Annotated in this window: 14 protein-coding genes; 7 read left to right on the forward strand and 7 right to left on the reverse strand. The window is 72.9% G+C overall.

Annotated features, from left to right (window positions below):
* Nucleotides 1–9 precede the first annotated feature (9 nt).
* Both ABD369_RS28305 and ABD369_RS28310 read left to right on the forward strand, forming a co-directional pair.
* Nucleotides 10–741, forward strand: a complete 732-nt coding sequence (locus tag ABD369_RS28305) for a CPBP family intramembrane glutamic endopeptidase (RefSeq protein ID WP_344639385.1) — start codon at nucleotides 10–12, stop codon at nucleotides 739–741.
* A gap of 480 nt (nucleotides 742–1,221) precedes the next feature.
* Entirely contained in the window at nucleotides 1,222–2,937 is a 1,716-nt protein-coding gene (locus ABD369_RS28310) for an AMP-binding protein (protein ID WP_344639386.1), read from the forward strand.
* A 37-nt stretch (nucleotides 2,938–2,974) separates the two neighbouring features.
* Here the strand turns inward: ABD369_RS28310 and ABD369_RS28315 are convergent, their stop codons facing one another.
* Nucleotides 2,975–4,444, reverse strand: a complete 1,470-nt coding sequence (locus tag ABD369_RS28315; protein WP_344639387.1) for an NADH-ubiquinone oxidoreductase-F iron-sulfur binding region domain-containing protein — start codon at nucleotides 4,442–4,444, stop codon at nucleotides 2,975–2,977.
* On the reverse strand, nucleotides 4,441–5,343 hold the full coding sequence (locus ABD369_RS28320) for a hypothetical protein (RefSeq protein WP_344639388.1): 903 nt from the start codon (nucleotides 5,341–5,343) through the stop codon (nucleotides 4,441–4,443). Before ABD369_RS28320 ends, ABD369_RS28315 begins: the two co-directional genes overlap by 4 nt.
* A 325-nt stretch (nucleotides 5,344–5,668) precedes the next feature.
* Between ABD369_RS28320 and ABD369_RS28325 the strand changes: the two genes are divergently transcribed.
* From ABD369_RS28325 to ABD369_RS28335, 3 genes are read left to right on the forward strand one after another with little or no spacing between them, the layout of a single operon-like run.
* A complete protein-coding gene (locus tag ABD369_RS28325; RefSeq protein ID WP_344639389.1) occupies nucleotides 5,669–7,609 on the forward strand; it encodes a LodA/GoxA family CTQ-dependent oxidase in 1,941 nt (646 codons plus the stop codon).
* Between the two features lie 14 nt (nucleotides 7,610–7,623).
* Nucleotides 7,624–8,820: an NAD(P)/FAD-dependent oxidoreductase gene (locus ABD369_RS28330; RefSeq protein WP_344639390.1), complete on the forward strand. Its 1,197-nt coding sequence runs from the start codon at nucleotides 7,624–7,626 to the stop codon at nucleotides 8,818–8,820.
* Nucleotides 8,817–9,536 (forward strand): hypothetical protein, encoded by a 720-nt coding sequence (locus ABD369_RS28335; protein WP_344639391.1) that lies wholly within the window; start codon nucleotides 8,817–8,819, stop codon nucleotides 9,534–9,536. The genes ABD369_RS28330 and ABD369_RS28335 overlap by 4 nt, the downstream gene beginning before the upstream one ends.
* Nucleotides 9,537–9,699: 163 nt before the next feature.
* Here the strand turns inward: ABD369_RS28335 and ABD369_RS28340 are convergent, their stop codons facing one another.
* From ABD369_RS28340 to ABD369_RS28355, 4 genes are read right to left on the reverse strand one after another with little or no spacing between them, the layout of a single operon-like run.
* Complete coding sequence (locus ABD369_RS28340; RefSeq protein ID WP_344639392.1) at nucleotides 9,700–10,344, reverse strand: protein-L-isoaspartate(D-aspartate) O-methyltransferase; 645 nt, start codon at nucleotides 10,342–10,344, stop codon at nucleotides 9,700–9,702.
* 23 nt (nucleotides 10,345–10,367) lie between these two features.
* Nucleotides 10,368–11,795: an RtcB family protein gene (locus ABD369_RS28345; protein ID WP_344639393.1), complete on the reverse strand. Its 1,428-nt coding sequence runs from the start codon at nucleotides 11,793–11,795 to the stop codon at nucleotides 10,368–10,370.
* A 5-nt stretch (nucleotides 11,796–11,800) separates the two neighbouring features.
* Nucleotides 11,801–12,784: a CapA family protein gene (locus tag ABD369_RS28350; RefSeq protein WP_344639394.1), complete on the reverse strand. Its 984-nt coding sequence runs from the start codon at nucleotides 12,782–12,784 to the stop codon at nucleotides 11,801–11,803.
* Between the two features lie 27 nt (nucleotides 12,785–12,811).
* Entirely contained in the window at nucleotides 12,812–13,264 is a 453-nt protein-coding gene (locus ABD369_RS28355) for an archease (protein WP_344639395.1), read from the reverse strand.
* Nucleotides 13,265–13,509: 245 nt separating this feature from the next.
* Here ABD369_RS28355 and ABD369_RS28360 point away from each other — a divergent pair, with 245 nt between their 5' ends.
* Both ABD369_RS28360 and ABD369_RS28365 read left to right on the forward strand, forming a co-directional pair.
* Nucleotides 13,510–15,021 (forward strand): alkaline phosphatase family protein, encoded by a 1,512-nt coding sequence (locus tag ABD369_RS28360; protein WP_344639396.1) that lies wholly within the window; start codon nucleotides 13,510–13,512, stop codon nucleotides 15,019–15,021.
* Nucleotides 15,018–15,605: a hypothetical protein gene (locus tag ABD369_RS28365; RefSeq protein WP_344639397.1), complete on the forward strand. Its 588-nt coding sequence runs from the start codon at nucleotides 15,018–15,020 to the stop codon at nucleotides 15,603–15,605. The genes ABD369_RS28360 and ABD369_RS28365 overlap by 4 nt, the downstream gene beginning before the upstream one ends.
* 82 nt (nucleotides 15,606–15,687) lie before the next feature.
* On the opposite strand, the gene ABD369_RS28370 is transcribed toward ABD369_RS28365, so the two are convergent.
* A complete protein-coding gene (locus ABD369_RS28370; RefSeq protein WP_344639398.1) occupies nucleotides 15,688–16,116 on the reverse strand; it encodes an Hsp20/alpha crystallin family protein in 429 nt (142 codons plus the stop codon).
* Between the last annotated feature and the right edge of the window lie 135 nt (nucleotides 16,117–16,251).

Consider the following 16,251-nt stretch of genomic DNA (forward strand, 5'->3'; position numbering starts at 1 on the left):
ATCGTCACCGTGGACGGCAGACCACCCGTGAACGCCCGGTTCAGGCGGCCGGCGGACACCCGGGTCGCGCTGGGGGCCGCCGTCGTGCTGCTGGTGCTGGTCAACCTCACCATCCACCGGTGGGCGCCCGGGTGGGGGCTGCTGACACCGGTGGCGGCGGCGGGCGCCCTGCTGGCCGTCGAGCACTGGAGCGGCGGCGACCGGACCGAGCTGGGCCTCGGCCGGGGGACCTTGAGGCGCGGCGCCGTCTGGGCGCTGGCCTGCGTCGGGGCGGTCGCGGCGGTCTACCTGGCCGGGGCCCTGCTGCCGTCGACCCGGCCGCTGTTCCAGGACACCCGCAACAGCGGCTTGAGCGGCGGGGACATCGCCTACCGAGTACTGGTCGCGGTCCCGGTGGGCACCGTCCTGCTGGAGGAACTGGCCTTCCGGGGCGTGCTCTACGGGCTGGCGCGCCGGCTCTGGGGGCCGCCGGGAGCGATGGCGTTCTCCTCGCTGCTCTTCGGCCTGTGGCACATCCTGCCCTCGCTCCACCTGACCGGGGAGAAACCCGCACTCGGCGCGCTGCTCGGCGGCTCCTGGGCCACCGCCCTGCTGGCGGACGTCGGCGCGGTGCTGTTCACGGCGCTGGCCGGGGTGCTCCTCTGCGAGCTGCGCAGGCGCAGCGACAGCCTGCTCGCCCCGGCCGGACTGCACTGGGCGGTCAACTCGCTGGGCTACCTCACGGGGTTCCTGCTCCGCTGATCCGCGGCCCGTACGGACCGTCCGGCCTCAGTGGGCGGTGAAGCGGTCACTCGCACCGCCGTGCAGGTGCCCGGAGGGGAGCCTGCGGCCGTGCGCCACCAGCAGCAGGTCCTGGGCGGCGCCGTGCACCGGTGTGGCGGTGTCGAACGACCAGTCGCGTCGTCGACCTGGAGCCGGACGCCGTCCGGACCGGCGCGGAAGAACCGGAGGGACCTTCCGGACCCGCCGTGCGAGCCCTGCTGCGCGGCACGCTCGCGGCCTGGGTCGAAGCCGCGAAGCCGGCCCCGGTTCACCGATCGGTGCGGCGACCGCCGCCGCACTCGGCAATGCCTCAGCTGCCGTCGGCGGCAAGGGCAATCACGCGAGAGGCTGGTGGTACGGATCCCGCACCGGCTACGGTCATGCGCGAGATCATGTACGGGTCCGCCGTGCCCGCCGCTCGGTGGAGTGGCCGGCCAACCGCACCGGGAGCCGATAGCCGTGACCGCGAGTTCCGCCACCGAGTCCTACCGCGCAGCGCGCGACCAGCTGCTCCGGCTGTCGGGCCGACACCCCTCGACGATGGCGGAGTTCCGTTGGCCGCAGCTCACCGGCCGGTTCAACTGGGCCGTCGACTGGTTCGACGCCATCGCCCGCGGCAATGACCGCACGGCGCTGTGGATCGTCGAGGAGGACGGCCACCAGGCGCGGTACAGCTTCGGTGAACTGGCCCACCGCTCCGACCAGGTGGCGCACTGGCTGGCCGCCCAGGGCGTCCGGGAGGGCGACCGGGTGCTGCTGATGCTCGGCAACCAGGTCGAGCTGTGGGAGTCGATGCTCGCCGTGATGAAGCTGGGTGCGGTGATAATGCCGACCACCACCGCCGTGGGCCCCGCCGACCTGGTGGACCGGATCGAGCGGGGCGGGGCCCGCCATGTGGTCGCGAACGCCGCCGACACCGCCAAGTTCGCCGCGGTTCCCGGCGGTTACTCGCGCCTGGCGGTCGGCGGTCCGGTCCCCGGCTGGGCCTCCTACACCGAGGCGTACGAGATCGCTTCCCCGGAGCCGTTCACGGCGGCGACCTCGGTCGGCGACCCGCTGCTGGTGTACTTCACCTCGGGCACCACCAGTCGGCCGAAGCTGGTCGAGCACACCCAAGTCTCTTATCCGGTCGGGCACTTGACGACCATGTACTGGATCGGGCTGCGCCCGGGCGATGTCCATCTCAACATCAGTTCTCCCGGCTGGGCGAAGCATGCCTGGAGCTGCTTCTTCGCGCCGTGGATCGCCGAGGCAACGATCTTCGTCTACAACTACTCGCGCTTCGACCCGGCCCGCCTGGTCGAGCAGCTGCACACGGCCGGGGTCACCACCTTCTGCGCTCCCCCGACGGTCTGGCGGATGCTGATCCAGACCGACCTGTCGGCCGGCCCCGGTTCGCTGCGGGAGCTGGTCGCGGCCGGGGAGCCGCTCAACCCCGAGGTCATCGCGCAGATCGAGCGCGCCTGGGGGCTGACCGTCCGGGACGGCTTCGGGCAGACCGAGACCACCCTGCTGGTCGGCAACACCCCGGGCTCCCCGGTCAAGCCGGGCGCCATGGGCCGTCCGCTGCCGGGAGTTCCGGTGCTGCTGGTCGACCCGGTCCGCCAAGAGGTCGGCGACGAGGGCGAGATCTGCCTGGACCTGGCACGGCAACCGCTCAATCTGATGGCCGGGTACCTGGACGATCCCGACCTCAACGCGGCCGTGACGCGCGGGGGTTACTACCGCACCGGCGATGTGGCGGTCCGGGACGCCGACGGCTGGATCACCTACGTCGGCCGCAGCGACGACGTGTTCAAGGCCTCGGACTACAAGGTCTCGCCGTTCGAGCTGGAGAGCGTGCTGATCGAGCACCCGGCCGTGGCCGAGGCCGCCGTCGTCCCCGCACCCGACCCGATCCGCCTCGCCGTACCGAAGGCGTACGTCGCCCTCGCGCCGGGCTGGGAGCCCGACCGCGAGACCGCTCTCGCGGTCCTGCGCCACGCCCGGGAGCACCTGCCGCCGTACCTGCGGGTGCGCCGGGTCGAGTTCTTCGAGCTGCCCAAGACCATCTCCGGGAAGATCCGCCGGGTCGAGCTGCGCGGTCGCGAGCAGCAGGCGGCGGACAGCGGTACGGTGCTCGACCGGGAGTGGCGCGACGACCAGTTCCCCGAGCTGCGGGCTGACGCGGGCTGATTCCCGCCCGGTCGAGGCGGCCGCGGCGGCGTTCCCGTCAGCGCAGCCGCAGGGCGAGCGCCGGACACTGGCTCACCGCCCGACGGGCCCCGTGCTCCTGCCAGCCCGCCACCGGCGTGCTGTTCAGCTCGGGGTAGCCGTGCGGTCCGAGCCGGATCAGCTCCGGCGCCAGGACCGCGCACAGGCCGTGCCCCGCACACCGGGACCAGTCCACCTCCAGCCGCAGTCCCTCCTGGTGCGGGAGCGGCAGCACCCCGTGGACCGGGCGGCCGCAGCCGGCGCCCGCGGTGTGCGCGGCGACGTCCTGCTCGAACACCTCCAGTGCGGACAGGACGAAGCGGGCGGTGCCGTCGGGGTGCGCGCAGGCGCCCCGACCCTGGGTGGCGGAGACGGCGTACCGCGCCGTCTCCGCCGCGGCGGCGTCGGCCCCGGCCGCCAGGACGGCGAGCGCGTCGGCCGCGGCGGGCAGCCCGCGCCTGCACGGCCCGCACTGTCCGGCCGACTCCGCCGCCAGCCAGGCCGTCACCCGGGCGACCTCGCCGAGCGGGCAGGTGTCGGCCGGGAGCGCGACGATCGCGCCGGCGCCGAGCGCCCCGCCGAGTTCGGCGAGCCCGGCCCGGGAGAGCGGGGCGTCCATCGCGTCCTCCGGGCGCAGCCAGGCGCCGTGGTAGCCGCCGACCAGGACCCCCTCGCCCGGCGCGCTGCCGCAGCCGGTCAGCACCGTTCCCAGCCGGGACCCGGCGGGCACCTCCACCACCAGCTGCTCGGCGCCGGGCCGATTGACGGTCAGCAGGACCGTCCCCGGCTCGGTGGCGGTACCCGCTGCGGCGTAGGCGTCGGGGCCGAGCCGGGCGGCGACGGCGAGCTGCGCCCAGGTCTCGGCGTTGGAGAGCAGGGTCGGGCGGCCGCGCACACCGCCCGTGCCGCCGTCGGCCGCGCGGGCCTTCAGCGGCGGCGGCACGGCGGGTAGGCCGTTGACGCCCCGGATCAGTGCTCCGGCCTGGCCGGAGACGAACCGCTCGGGCAGGCACACCGTCCGGGCCGGGCAGGGCAGGTCGCTCCGCTCGGCGAGGGCGGCGGGGATCGAAACCTCCCCCGGCCCACCAGCGGCGACGCCGATCACCAGTTCCTCCGCCCCGAACGCGGCCGCCGCCAGACAGGCGCCGTCCAGCACCAGGTGCGGGGCGCGGGCGAGCAGCATCCGGTCCTTGGCACTGGGCGGCTCGCCCTCGGCGCCGTTCACCACCACCACGAGCGGGGTGCCGGTACGGTCCGCGGCGGCCAGCGCGGCGCTCGCCTTGCGCGCGAACGGGAACCCGGCGCCACCGCGTCCGCGCAGGTCGATCCGGTCGGCCAGGGCCAGCAGGCCGTCGCGGGTGGGCTGGGGAAGCGGCCCGTGGACGCTGCCGTGCGCGGAGAGGTCGAGGCGCTGGAGGCGGTCGAGGCCCGCGGTCAGCCGGGCGCTCCCCAGCTGCCGCACGGCCGGGATCTCCAGGACGGGGTTCATCGGCTGCCTCCCGACCGGTGCGGCCCCTGCTGGGCGGATCTGGGCCGGGGTACCGTCCGCGCCGCCTGCGAGAGGTCGAGCCAGGGCACCGGGCGGGAACCGCCGAGCGTCCGGACCTGCCTGGCGTGTGCCACGTGCGGCACGGACAGCTCGGCGAGTACGGCCGGGGACGGGGTCGCCGGACGGTACGCCTTCGCGCCGCGGCGCAGCCGGCCGAGGGTGCTGCGGCGTCCGAGGAAGGCCAGGCCGCGGACCAGGAGGGCCAGCGCCATCCCGGCCGCGCACAGGCCGTAGCCCCACAGCACCCAGGCGTGGGCCGCCCGCCCCGCGGTCAGCCCGTGCACCAGGGCGACGGGCCAGCAGGCGTACGCGGCGACGTGCAGCACCCGCCAGAGCCAGGGGCGGCGGCTGCCGGCGAAGCGGCCGCGCAGGACGCCGGTGGCCGCGACCAGCACCAGCAGGTCCGCGGCGACGGTGCCGAGGCTCACCGCGAAGGTGCTGCCACCGAACGGGAGCACGGCGGCGGCCGGGGCGGCGTGCCGCTCCAGGACCTTGACGGCGATGTGGGTGCCCAGGAAGCCGAGGGCCGCGACCGAGGTCGCCCGGTGCACCGACTGGACGGCGACCCGCAGCCGGGGGGTGAGTACGAGCCGGTCGGTGGCGAGGAGTCCGCACACCACTGCGGCGGTGAGCGAGAGCAGGGTGAAGACCCCGGCGAAGTAGTCCAGGAAGGCCGCGATCCGCGTCCCCGCCCCGCCGAGCGGGCCGGGCACCGGCCAGTGGAGTTCGGCCCCGGCCGCCACCGCCCCGCCGGTCAGCACGGCAGCCACCGCGCCGGGAACCAGGTACCCCGGGCGGCTAGCGGGCGCGCGGCGGCCATGTCGGGCACGGGTTGTCATACGGGACCTCCGGACGTCTGGCCCCCTGCGTCCCGGATCCCCCGTCCGGGCTGGCGCCGTCGATTTCCGGACCGCCGGCGCTGACGATCGGGCCAATTGTTAGCGAGCGGTCAATCCGCCCGCAACAATCCGGGCTGTGCCGTAACCGGGCTCACACCGTCGAAGCGCCCGGACGGGAATCCCGGAAGTCACTCCCTGTCCGCCGATCACCCGTGCGAGTGATGGCCCGTGTCCCTCCAATCGGAGCAGCGCCGCCTGCCATAGCGTTCCGCTGACGAACTTTCACTCAGAGTCAGCATTACCGGAATCGGAGGCACCGAGCCAGATGAGCGACGAGATCGTCCGCGCCGCAATCCACCCGTCCATCGGAATCGCCCGGGTCGGGAACTCACCGGAGGGGTACTTCATCGCACCCGAGGTCCCCGATCCCGTGCCGCAGGAACCCGGCTTCTACAAGGACTCCGCCGGTGCGATCAAGCGCGAGGTCGCGCGTTTCAGAATCTACGGATACAACGCGGCCGGTCAGGTCGTGGCCGAACTCACCTCCGACATCTCCGATATCAGCTGGACCGCGTACCTGGCGAACAAGAAGGCGGCCTGGTACCAGTTCCAGCTCGCCCTGGACATCCCCGATGCAACGCTCGCCAAGCCCTCCGAACTGCGCAACAAGGAGATCACCGGGGACCTCCGCAAGGACCTGGTGATCGACCCGGGCCCGATCACCATCAGCGGCAGGAACGTCTGTGGCCCCGACTTCCACTTCCGCGACGGCAAGTTCATGGGGAAGGAGGTCTACCTCGGCGAGCTGCGGACCGACGAGGACGGGCGTCTGCTGGTGTTCGGCGGTTTCGGGCAGTCGGCCTCCTACAACGGCAAGCCGGTGAACACCTACGCCAACAACGACGGCTGGCACGACGACATCGGTGACGGCCCGGTCACGGCGACCGTCACCGTCGGCGGCCGCGAGCTGCCGGTCGACCCCGCCTGGGTGGTGGTCGCCCCGCCGAACTACGCGCCCGCACAGAAGGGCATCCGCACCCTGTACGACCTGCTGTACGACGTGTTCGTCAGCAACGGATCGCTGCCGTTCCCCGAGCGGGTCTCCTTCACCCGCCACATCGCACCGGTGCTGCTGCGCTTCACCGACCACCAGTGGGTCAACCACGGCTTCGCCGGCTACTACGGCCACAACGGCCTGAACGACTTCACCACCCCGGCGATGCTGAAGCGGCTCAGCAGCACCGACCCCACCCGCCGCGCGCTGCGCCGGCAGGTGTTCAACGCACTGCGCGACTTCGCGCGCGACGGCCTCTCCCCCGTCCCGTGGCCGTGGCTGTACGGCGACGGCATGGCCATCCCGCCGCGCACCCCGCTGCACCACATGGCGTTCTCGCCGACCCAGTACCGGATGTTCCAGTACTGGGCGGACGGCGACTTCGAGGACGACTGGGGCACCCTCGGGGCCACGCCGCCGCCCCGGGACATCGCCGACCTCCCGCTCGCCGAGAGGCCGGCCGCGCTCGACCGCGCCGCGTTGGACTTCTGCCTCGCCGACGCCTTCCACCCCGGCTGCGAGGTCACCTGGCCGATCCGGCACCCCTCGATGTACATGGCACCGTTCCGGATCCGCCACCGCTCACCCGACCAGCCCGAGCCCCATTACGGCACGGTCCTCACCCCCGAGGCCGCGCTGTCGGTGAACGGACCGCTGTACGCCCAGGCGGCGGGTGACCTGTCCCGCTGGATGGCCGTGCCGTGGCAGAGCGACACCGCCAGCTGCCGCTCCGGCTACGAGCTGTCGCTGAGCCCGCGCCACGACCCGTACCTGCCGAGCTTCTGGCCGGCCCGGGTCCCCAATCACGTCCTCACCGAGGAGGACTACAGGGTGGTTGTGGACGAGAGCCGGCCCCTGGCCGAGCGCACAGAGGCCTTCGAGCGCCGGGCGGTGTGGCTGCGCGGGCTCCGCGGGCAGAACACCGATCAGCTGAACCAGATGATCGACGACTGGTACCGGCTCGGGATCGTCGAGGTGCGCGAGGGCGCCACGGGCTTCCCCGGCCGGATCCAGGTGGAGTCCAAGCCGTCCATCGACCTCGAGGGTGTTCCGCTCACCCAGAACCTGGTGACCCTGCACGTGCCCCAGGCAGCGGATCCGGCCGTCGCGTCAGTGGCCATCAACCAGGCGATCGCGGTCAGCGGCTACACCGCGGAGGAGGTCACGGCCGGGTTCATCGACAAGGTCGCGCCCTTCCGTGACAACGTCTGATGCGCCGGGATCCGATGCACCAGCGACCGACGCACCAGCACCTTCATCGGCCGAGCCCGCCGGCCCGTCGACGCGGCGGCGGGGACGGCCACTACGACGTGGTGGTCGCTGGCGGCGGCCCGGCCGGCTCGGCCGCCGCCCTGACCCTGGCCCGCGCGGGCCGCAGGGTCCTGCTCGCGGATGCCGGGAACGGGCCGCCCAAGGTCGGGGAGTCCCTGCCCGCGGCGGCCCGGCTCCTGCTGCACGACCTGGGCGCCGGCGAGGGGCCCGTCGCCACCGGCCATCTGACCTGCTACGCCAACCTCTCCTGCTGGGGCTCGACCGCCCTGGGCCGGACCGACTTCATCAACGACCCGCACGGACCCGGCTGGCACCTGGACCGTGCGCGGTTCGACAGGTCGCTGCGCGAGGCCGCCCGCGCGGCCGGCGCGGAGACCGCCGAACGCACCAGGGCCAGGGTGAAGTACCGTCAACCGGACGGGAGTTGGCTGGTCACGCTGCGCGGTCCGGGCGCCGAGCGGACGGTCGGCTGCGACTGGCTGGTGGACGCCAGCGGCCGCAGACGGGCGATCGTGTCCATCGGCCGGGCCGCCGTCCGCCGTACCGACCACCTGATCGCCACCTGCCTGGAACTGGCACCCGACCCAGCCGGCCGGATCGCCGAGAGCGCCTCGCTGGTCGAGTCCGCCGAGGACGGCTGGTGGTACACCGCACTGCTGCCGGGCCGCCGCCGCCTGGTCGCCTACTTCACCGACGCCGACCTCGCCCCGCCGGCGATCCGCAACCGCTCGGAGTTCGGCCGACTGCTGCGGCAGACCCGGCACATCGCCGCCCGGGCCGGGGTGCACCCGCTGCCCGCCGACGCCCTGCCCAGGCGCGCCCCCGCCCACTCCTCCCACCTCGACGTGCCCACCGGCGACGGCTGGATCGCCGTCGGCGACGCCGCCACCGCCTTCGACCCGATCTCCTCCCAGGGCGTCCTCACCGCCCTCTACACCGGAACGGCCGGCGCCTCCGCCCTGGCCGCCCACCTCGACGGCGACGGCCACGCCCTGGCGGCGTACCGCGCCAACGTGACCGAGATCCTCACCGCCTACCGGCGCAACCACCGCACGGTGTACCGGCAGGAGAGCCGCTGGAGCGACCGGCTCTTCTGGCAGCGCCGGCACGCCTCCCACCCGCAGAGCGACATCCGCAAGGAGCCCGTATGAGCACCCGGCACGACCACGAGCACGAGGACCCCTCGGTCCACTCCTTCATCCTGTCCGGCCGGGACACGGTCTTCGGCTACCACCTGGCCATGTTCGGCATGGCCGAGCACCGCTACCAGGTCGTGGTCGAGTACGACCTGCCCGCCGACATCGTCGACACCTACCTCAAGGACCAGGCGGAGCGCCCCGCCAGCTGGCACGCGGTGCGCAACACCGCGGACATGGTGCTGCCCCCGATCGGCGAGGGCACGGTCACCGAGTACCCGGCCCGGCTCGACCGGGTCACCCAGACCGGCAACGGCGAGGACCGGATCTGGGAGCCCATCTCGGGCGGCTTCACCGCGCGGATCAGGCGGGTGCTGAACTTCCGCCGGTTCGGCGAGGAGCCCTTCCCACCGCACCTGAGCTATCTGCTCTACGGCGCGGGCGACGAGGTCCACATCGCCCACCGCCTGGTCAAGCGCCCGCACTTCGAGCAGATCCTCACCCTCCGGGAGGTCCCCGACGGCGTCACCCCGGACGACCTGGCGAACGCCTTCGAGGTGAGCATCCCCTCGGTGCCCGACGACGGGCACGACGGCCGGCCGTGGACCAGCAGGCCGCTGCCCGAGCGCAACTACCCGGCCCTGCTGCACCGCGGCAAGGCGGCGCCCGTGCCGATCACCCTGGCGCCCGACGACGAGCGCTGGTGGAACATCACCACCCTCAACGCCTGAGACCCGCGGCTCCGCCCGCCGTCCACCGGGGCGGGCGGAGCCGGACCGGGCGTCAGGTGATCGTCCCGGAGCGCTGACCGTCCGAGACCTGTCGGACTATCACGTACTCTCAGGATCGCAGGGCTGCCGCAGGCCGCAACAGCGGAGCCGGGAGGCGTCGGGATCAGCGCGGGTAGCCGTACTCACCGTGCAGGCGGACGAAGCACGCCGGAGCCAGCAGTCGCCCGTGGTCAAGCCCTTTCCCCGTCCGCCGGAAGGACATGACGTCGTCCCGCCCGCCCGGTCCGATCGGCTGGACGAGACGGCCGCCCGGCCTGAGCTGTTCGACGAGCGGTGCGGGGACCTCGGGGAAGGCGGCCGACACCAGGATCGCGTCGAAGGGCGCGCGCTCCGGCACTCCCAGACTGCCGTCGCCGACGAGCAGTTCGACGTTGCGCACGCCCTGCCGGTCGAGGTTCCGGCGCGCCTGCGCCACCAGGTCGGGCCACAGGTCGACGCTCACCACGTCGGCCGCCAGGTAGGCGAGCAGCGCGGTCTGGAAGCCGTACCCGGTACCGACCTCGAGCACGTGCTCGGTACCGGCGAGCGCGAGTCCCTCGATCATCCGGGCCGACAGCGAGGGCTGGGTGGTCACCTGGCCGTGCGGGATCGGCACGGGCCGGTCCCGCGCGGCCGCGTTCAGCTGGGCGGGAGGGACGAACCCGGTGCGCGGGATCGCGGCGAGCGCCGCCAGCAGCCTCTCGTCGCGCACGCCGACGGCACGCGCGGCGCGTACCAGTTCCTCGCCGCCCCCGTCCGCCGCTGCCACCGCGCTCACGCTCCGCGGCCCGGTCAGCCCTTGACGACGCCCAGCGGGACCAGCCGGGCGACGATCCGGGCCAGTCCGGCGCCCTCGGTGGCGGCGGCGACCTCGTCGACGTCCTTGTACGCCCGGGGTGCCTCCTCCGCCAGACCGCGCCAGGACGACGGGCGCACCGCGATGCCCCGGGCCTCCAGTTCGCCCCGGAGCTGCTCGCCGCGGACCATGCGCAGGGCGTGGTGCCGGCTCCAGACCCGGCCGGCCCCGTGACAGGCGGAGTGGAAGGCGTCGTTGCCCGGCAGGCCGACCATCACGTAGGAGGCGGTTCCCATGGTGCCGGGGATGAGCACCGGCTGGCCTGCCCGGGCGAGGTCCGGCGGCAGGCCGGTGTCGCCGGGCGGCAGGGCCCGGGTGGCGCCCTTGCGGTGGACGCACAGGTGCCGGCTCACGCCGTCGATCTCGTGCGTCTCCAGCTTGGCCATGTTGTGGGAGATGTCGTAGACCAGGTCGAGTCCGACCCCCGCCGCCGTGACGAAGGCGCGCCGGGCGGCCTCGGAGAGCAACTGCCGGTTGGCGCGGCCGTAGTTGGCTGCGGCCGCCATCGCGCCCAGGTAGTCGCGGCCGGGCGGGGAGTCGACGGGGGTGCAGGCGAGCTGCCGGTCCGGGACGGAGATCCGGTAGCGGTGCAGCGCCTCGTCCATGGCGTGGACGTGGTCGGTGCACACCTGGTGGCCCAGGCCCCGCGAACCGCAGTGGATCATCACACACACCTGGTCCGCCCGCAGGCCGAACACGGCCGCGGTGTCCGGGTCGTCGATCCGGTCGACCGCCTGGACCTCCAGGAAGTGGTTGCCCGAGCCCAGAGAGCCGACCTGGTCGATCCCGCGCTGGACGGCCCGCCGGCTCACCTGGCCCGGGAGGGCCCCGTCCAGGACTCCGTAGTCCTCGCAGCGCTCCAGGTCGCGCGGCACCCCGTGGCCGTGCTCGACCGCGTACCGGGCGCCGCCGACCAGCAGTTCGTCCATCTCTTCCGAGCCCGAGAGCTTCCACAGGCCACCCCGCCCCATTCCGCGCGGGATGGTGACGTCGAGGATGTCCATCAGCCGCTGCAGCCGGTCGTGGCCGAGCTCCGCCCGTTCGACCCCGGCGGCCAGCAGCCGTACGCCGCAGGAGATGTCGAAGCCGACCCCGCCCGGTGAGATGACCCCGCCCTCCGCGATGTCGGTCGCGGCCACCCCGCCGATCGGGAAGCCGTAACCCCAGTGCACGTCGGGCATGGCGAACGAGGCCCGGACGATGCCGGGCAGCGTCGCGACGTTCGCCACCTGCTCCAGCGCCCGGTCCCCCGCGACCTGCGGCACCAGCGCCTGCGAGGCGAACACCACACCGGGCACGCGCATCTGGTCCCGCTGCTCGATCCGGAAGCGGTACGGGCCCTCCTCCACCAGCACGACCTCCATGTCCCTCACCTCCAGTCAACCGTCAGCCGTCCGCCGCGCTCGCCCACCTCGGTGCCGAAGCCGGCGCACGCGCTGGTGAACCGCTCGCGGATCCACTCCCGTTCGCCGTCGCGGGCCACCCTGGTGTGGCAGTAGTCCAGGAACAGCGGCAGCGCCTCCAGTCCGGTGGGTGCCAGGTGCGCGGGGTCCGGCCCGGCCAGCGTCACCAGGAAGAGCAGCCCGAGGTCGTTGCGCAGCACCGGGTCGACGGCGTAGTCGTCGACGAAGTCACCCATGTCGTAGAGGATCCGGTGGGTCACACCGTGGAAGACGTGCGACGAGTGCCCGGCCACCAGCGTCGCGCCCGCATCGAGCAACTCCTTTGCGGCTGGCGGCACATGGGCCGGCGGCCGGGTGGTCATGTTGGGTCCCCAGTGCGGGGTGACCAGCACGGCGTCGGCCTCGTCCGCAGCCCGGGCGACCAGCTCGGCGAGCCAGCCGGGGACGCTCCGGTAGAGGTCGGCGAAGGCGACCCCGGGCCGGTTCTCGCCGGCCGCGAAGTCCTCCGGGTCGTCCGTGACGCCGACCACGGCGATCCGCGCCCCGCTGGCCTCCAGGACCGCGAACTCCCGGGCCGCCGCCAGGTCCGCGCCGGCGCCCACCGCGCGGACCCCCGCCCGGTCCAGCAGCGTCCGGGTGTCCGCCAGGGCGTCGAAGCCGTAGTCCAGGGCGTGGTTGTTGGCCAGCGTCACGCAGTCCACACCGAGTTCGGCGAGGATGCCCGCGGCAGCGGGCGGGGCGCGGAAGAAGAACGGCTTGCCCGGGTCGGGCCAGCGGTGCCCGCGGCCGGAGACGCAGCACTCCAGGTTGAGCACGACCAGGTCGGCCTGGGCGAGGGCGACCCGGACCGCCTGGGAGAGCAGCGTGCCCGGCGAGGGCGAGCGGCGCAGCTCCTCGGCCACACCGCGGCCGAGCATCGTGTCACCGGCCAGCGCCAGCGTGAGCTCCATCGACTCGGCCCGCCTTCCGCCCCCCGTTCAGACGTCGACGGTCACCCGGCAGCTCCAGCCGCCGGGGCCGCCCCGCAGGTGCAGGCCGTGCAGCGAGACCGCCTTGGGCACGGCGCCGACCGGCACGACCGTACCGGCGTCCGCCATGCTGAAGCGGACCGACAGGCTCCGGCCGTCCTGTGACCGCCGGACCTCCGCGCCGAGCGGGATCTCGCCGTCGGCGTCCATCCGGTAGATGACCTCCTCCAGGACGGACACCAGCAGGTCCTCGTCGCTCTGCGCTGTGACCGTGCACTCCCGCTGGCCCAGGACCTCGGCCTTCGAGGTGTCGGCGAAGCCGTCCACCACGGCCCGCACCGCCTCGCCGATGCAGCCCTCGATGCTCGGTGACCAGGCCTCGACGCACAGATCCGCCGTGTGCGGCACGGTCCGGTGGCCGCTACCGGGCCACTGCCGCCCGGCGGCTTCCCGACTGTCCATCATCGGCGACTCTCCGTCCGTCGCCCCTCGCGGCGCTCCCCTCGCCCCTTCCAGCCTGGTCCCGGCCGCGATGGCGGGCAAGCCCGCCGGATCGTTCGATCACGGCTCGGTACGCCGGCTCCGGCAGGCCGCCCGACCGTGCCCTGGTCACTGCTCTGACCTGGCGAAAGCTCCCGCCATTGTTCAGACAAGTTTTGCCTTATCAGGGTCGAACGCGCGTAGACGGGACCGAGAGCATGTCCTTCATGAAACTCAGGGGAATCCGGCAGAGCCGGACGAGCGCCCGCCGCCTGTACCGGGTGGCGGCGCTCTCGAGTGCGGGGGTACTGGCAGCCGCAGGGCTGATGGCGAGCAGCGGGGCGGACCAGGCCGCCGCGAGCGCTCACAGCTTCCACCCGCCGAAGATCAAGCACGTCTGGCTGTTCGTCCTGGAGAACAAGTCGTACGAAGCCTCGTTCACCGGACTCAACCAGAACAGCTATCTCTGGAAGACGCTGCCCCAGTACGGCGAGCTGCTGCGCCAGTACTACGGCACCGGGCACTACAGCCTGGACAACTACATCAGCCTGGCCAGCGGGCAGGCCCCGGCACCGGACACCCAGGCCGACTGCCCCCAGTACAAGAACGTCTCCCCGGGCACGCCCGCGGCCGACGGCCAGGTCCACGCGACCTCCGGCTGCGTGTACCCCCGCTCGGTCCAGACGCTGTTCAACCAGCTCGACCAGAAGCAGGTCGGCTGGAAGGCGTACATGCAGGACATGGGCAACACACCGGGCCGCGAGAACCCGTACGGCTGCGGGATCCCGGGCGACCCGTCCGGCAACGGCGTTCCGGACCCGGGCGGCGCCACCGCGCAGGACCAGTACGTGGCGAAGCACAACCCGACCGCCTGGTTCCACTCGGTGATGGACAACCCGAAGGACTGCGCCAGGGTCGCTCCGCTGAACGGCCTGCCGGCCAGCGCGGGCCACCCGGCGGTCAGCGGTCTGGCCCAGGACCTCAAGAGCGAGAAGACGACACCCGCGTTCTCCTGGATCACACCGAACAACTGCTCCGACGCGCACGACTCCACCTGCAAGGGCGACAACGGATCCGGCGATCCGAACAACCACCAGGGCGGCCTGTACGCGTCCGACCTGTTCCTGCAGAAGTGGATCCCCCAGATCATGGCCTCCCCCGCCTTCCAGGACGGCGGCCTGATCGACATCACCTTCGACGAGGCGTTCCCCCCGTACAAGCTGTACGGCAACTCCACCGGTGACTACACCGGCAACAGCGATCCCAAGCTCAACACCCCCACCGACACCGCGCAGTCCGTGGTGGCATGCTGCAACGAACTGCCGGGCCCCAACACCAGCCAGCCCGGCGACCAGGCGTTCGGCCAGGACACCACTCCCGGCGGCGGCATCACCGGCTCGGTCCTGATATCCCGCTACATCAAGCCCGGAACCATCAGTGACCAGCCCTACAACCACTACTCCTGGCTGCGCAGCATGGAGGACCTGTTCCACATCACCCGGGGCGGCGCCGACGGCCACGGGCACCTGGGCTACGCCGGCACCCCCGGTCTGCGCCCCTTCGGCCCGGACGTCTACAACAACCCCAGCGGCCGGGCCATGCAGCCCGCCGCCCTGGGCAGCAACGGCGTCTACTCGGCCACCTCGGGCCAGCCGCAGGACCAACCCGCCGAGATCGCACCGGACTTCACCGGGGCGAGCGCAGCGCAGGACAGCCTGAAGCCGGGAGCCGGCAAGTGAGCAACCGCTCCACCGGCCGTGGCCGCGCCCTCATGGGGCGCGGCCACGGCCGCCGCCGTACCGTGAGCGTTCTGCTGGCGCTGGCCGCGCTCACCGGTGCGGCCGGCTGCTCGGAGAACCAGGACGACGCGAGCCGTCTCGGACAGGTGCCGATCCCCAGCGCGCCGGCCTCGCCGATCGTGCCCACCGCGTCCCAGGGGCACGCGCAGCTGGTCGCGATGGGCGACGCCGTGGCACTCGACCTGGGCACCGGCCAGGGCCGGATCACCGCCACCGGCCCCGATCTGGATCTGCCGGCCCCCTCACCGGGGAGCGCTCCGCCCGAGCGATCGAAGGGCACCATCACGGTCCGGCTGCACGCCACCGCCGGCAGTGTCGACCTCGATCCGGCCACCTTCGCCCTGACCGACGAGCTCGGCCACGCCGTGCCGTTCACCGCGGACCGACCGTCGGCAACCGCGAACCCGGCTCAGGACGCGGTCTTCACCCTTTCCGCGGTCTTCGACGCGGGCCACTCGACGTTGAGCTGGTCGTCCGCCGGAAAGCCGCTGGCGACCTGGGACTTCGAGGTCGAGCTCGACTAAGGACGCCGTCGGAATTCGTCCGGTGTCGACACGGTCAGGCAGCGGCCGGGCGCGGTTGGACGCACCCGGCCGACGCCCGTCCTCACTCGTCGGTCTCGCGGCTGATCGCGATCCGCCGGGACGGCTTCTCGATCGGGCCGATCGGCGCCTTCACGGTCAGCACGCCCTTGTCGTAGCTCGCGGTGATGCCCTGCTCCTGGACTCCCTCGGGCAACCGGACACTGCGGGTGAAGGAGCCGTAGCGGAACTCCGTGCGGTGCTTCTCCTTCTGCTCCTCACGGCGTTCGGCGTGGATCGTCAGCACTCCGTTCTCGACCGTGATCTCGATGTTCCTCTCCGGATCGATCCCCGGAAGCTCGGCCTTGACCACGTAGGACCCGCCCTCCTTGGTCTCCTCGACCCGGATGACGTGTTCGTCGGGCATCAGACGCAGCTCGGTGGGGAAGTCCTCGAACAGCTCCGGGAACGGAGGCCACCAGTGCGGACGCCTGTGGAGCAGTTCGCCTGCCATCTCGGCCCTCCTCACTCGTCGGGATTCCTCCTTCCATCCTGCTGCGCGGGTGTGCTCGCTGCGAGGCCCCCGCATTCGGCGGCAGCGGCGGTCACGGAGAGCATCGATCCACCAACATCGCTGGCGGATCGGACG

The sequence above is a fragment of the Kitasatospora cystarginea genome, from assembly GCF_039533515.1.
Lineage (GTDB): Bacteria > Actinomycetota > Actinomycetes > Streptomycetales > Streptomycetaceae > Kitasatospora > Kitasatospora cystarginea.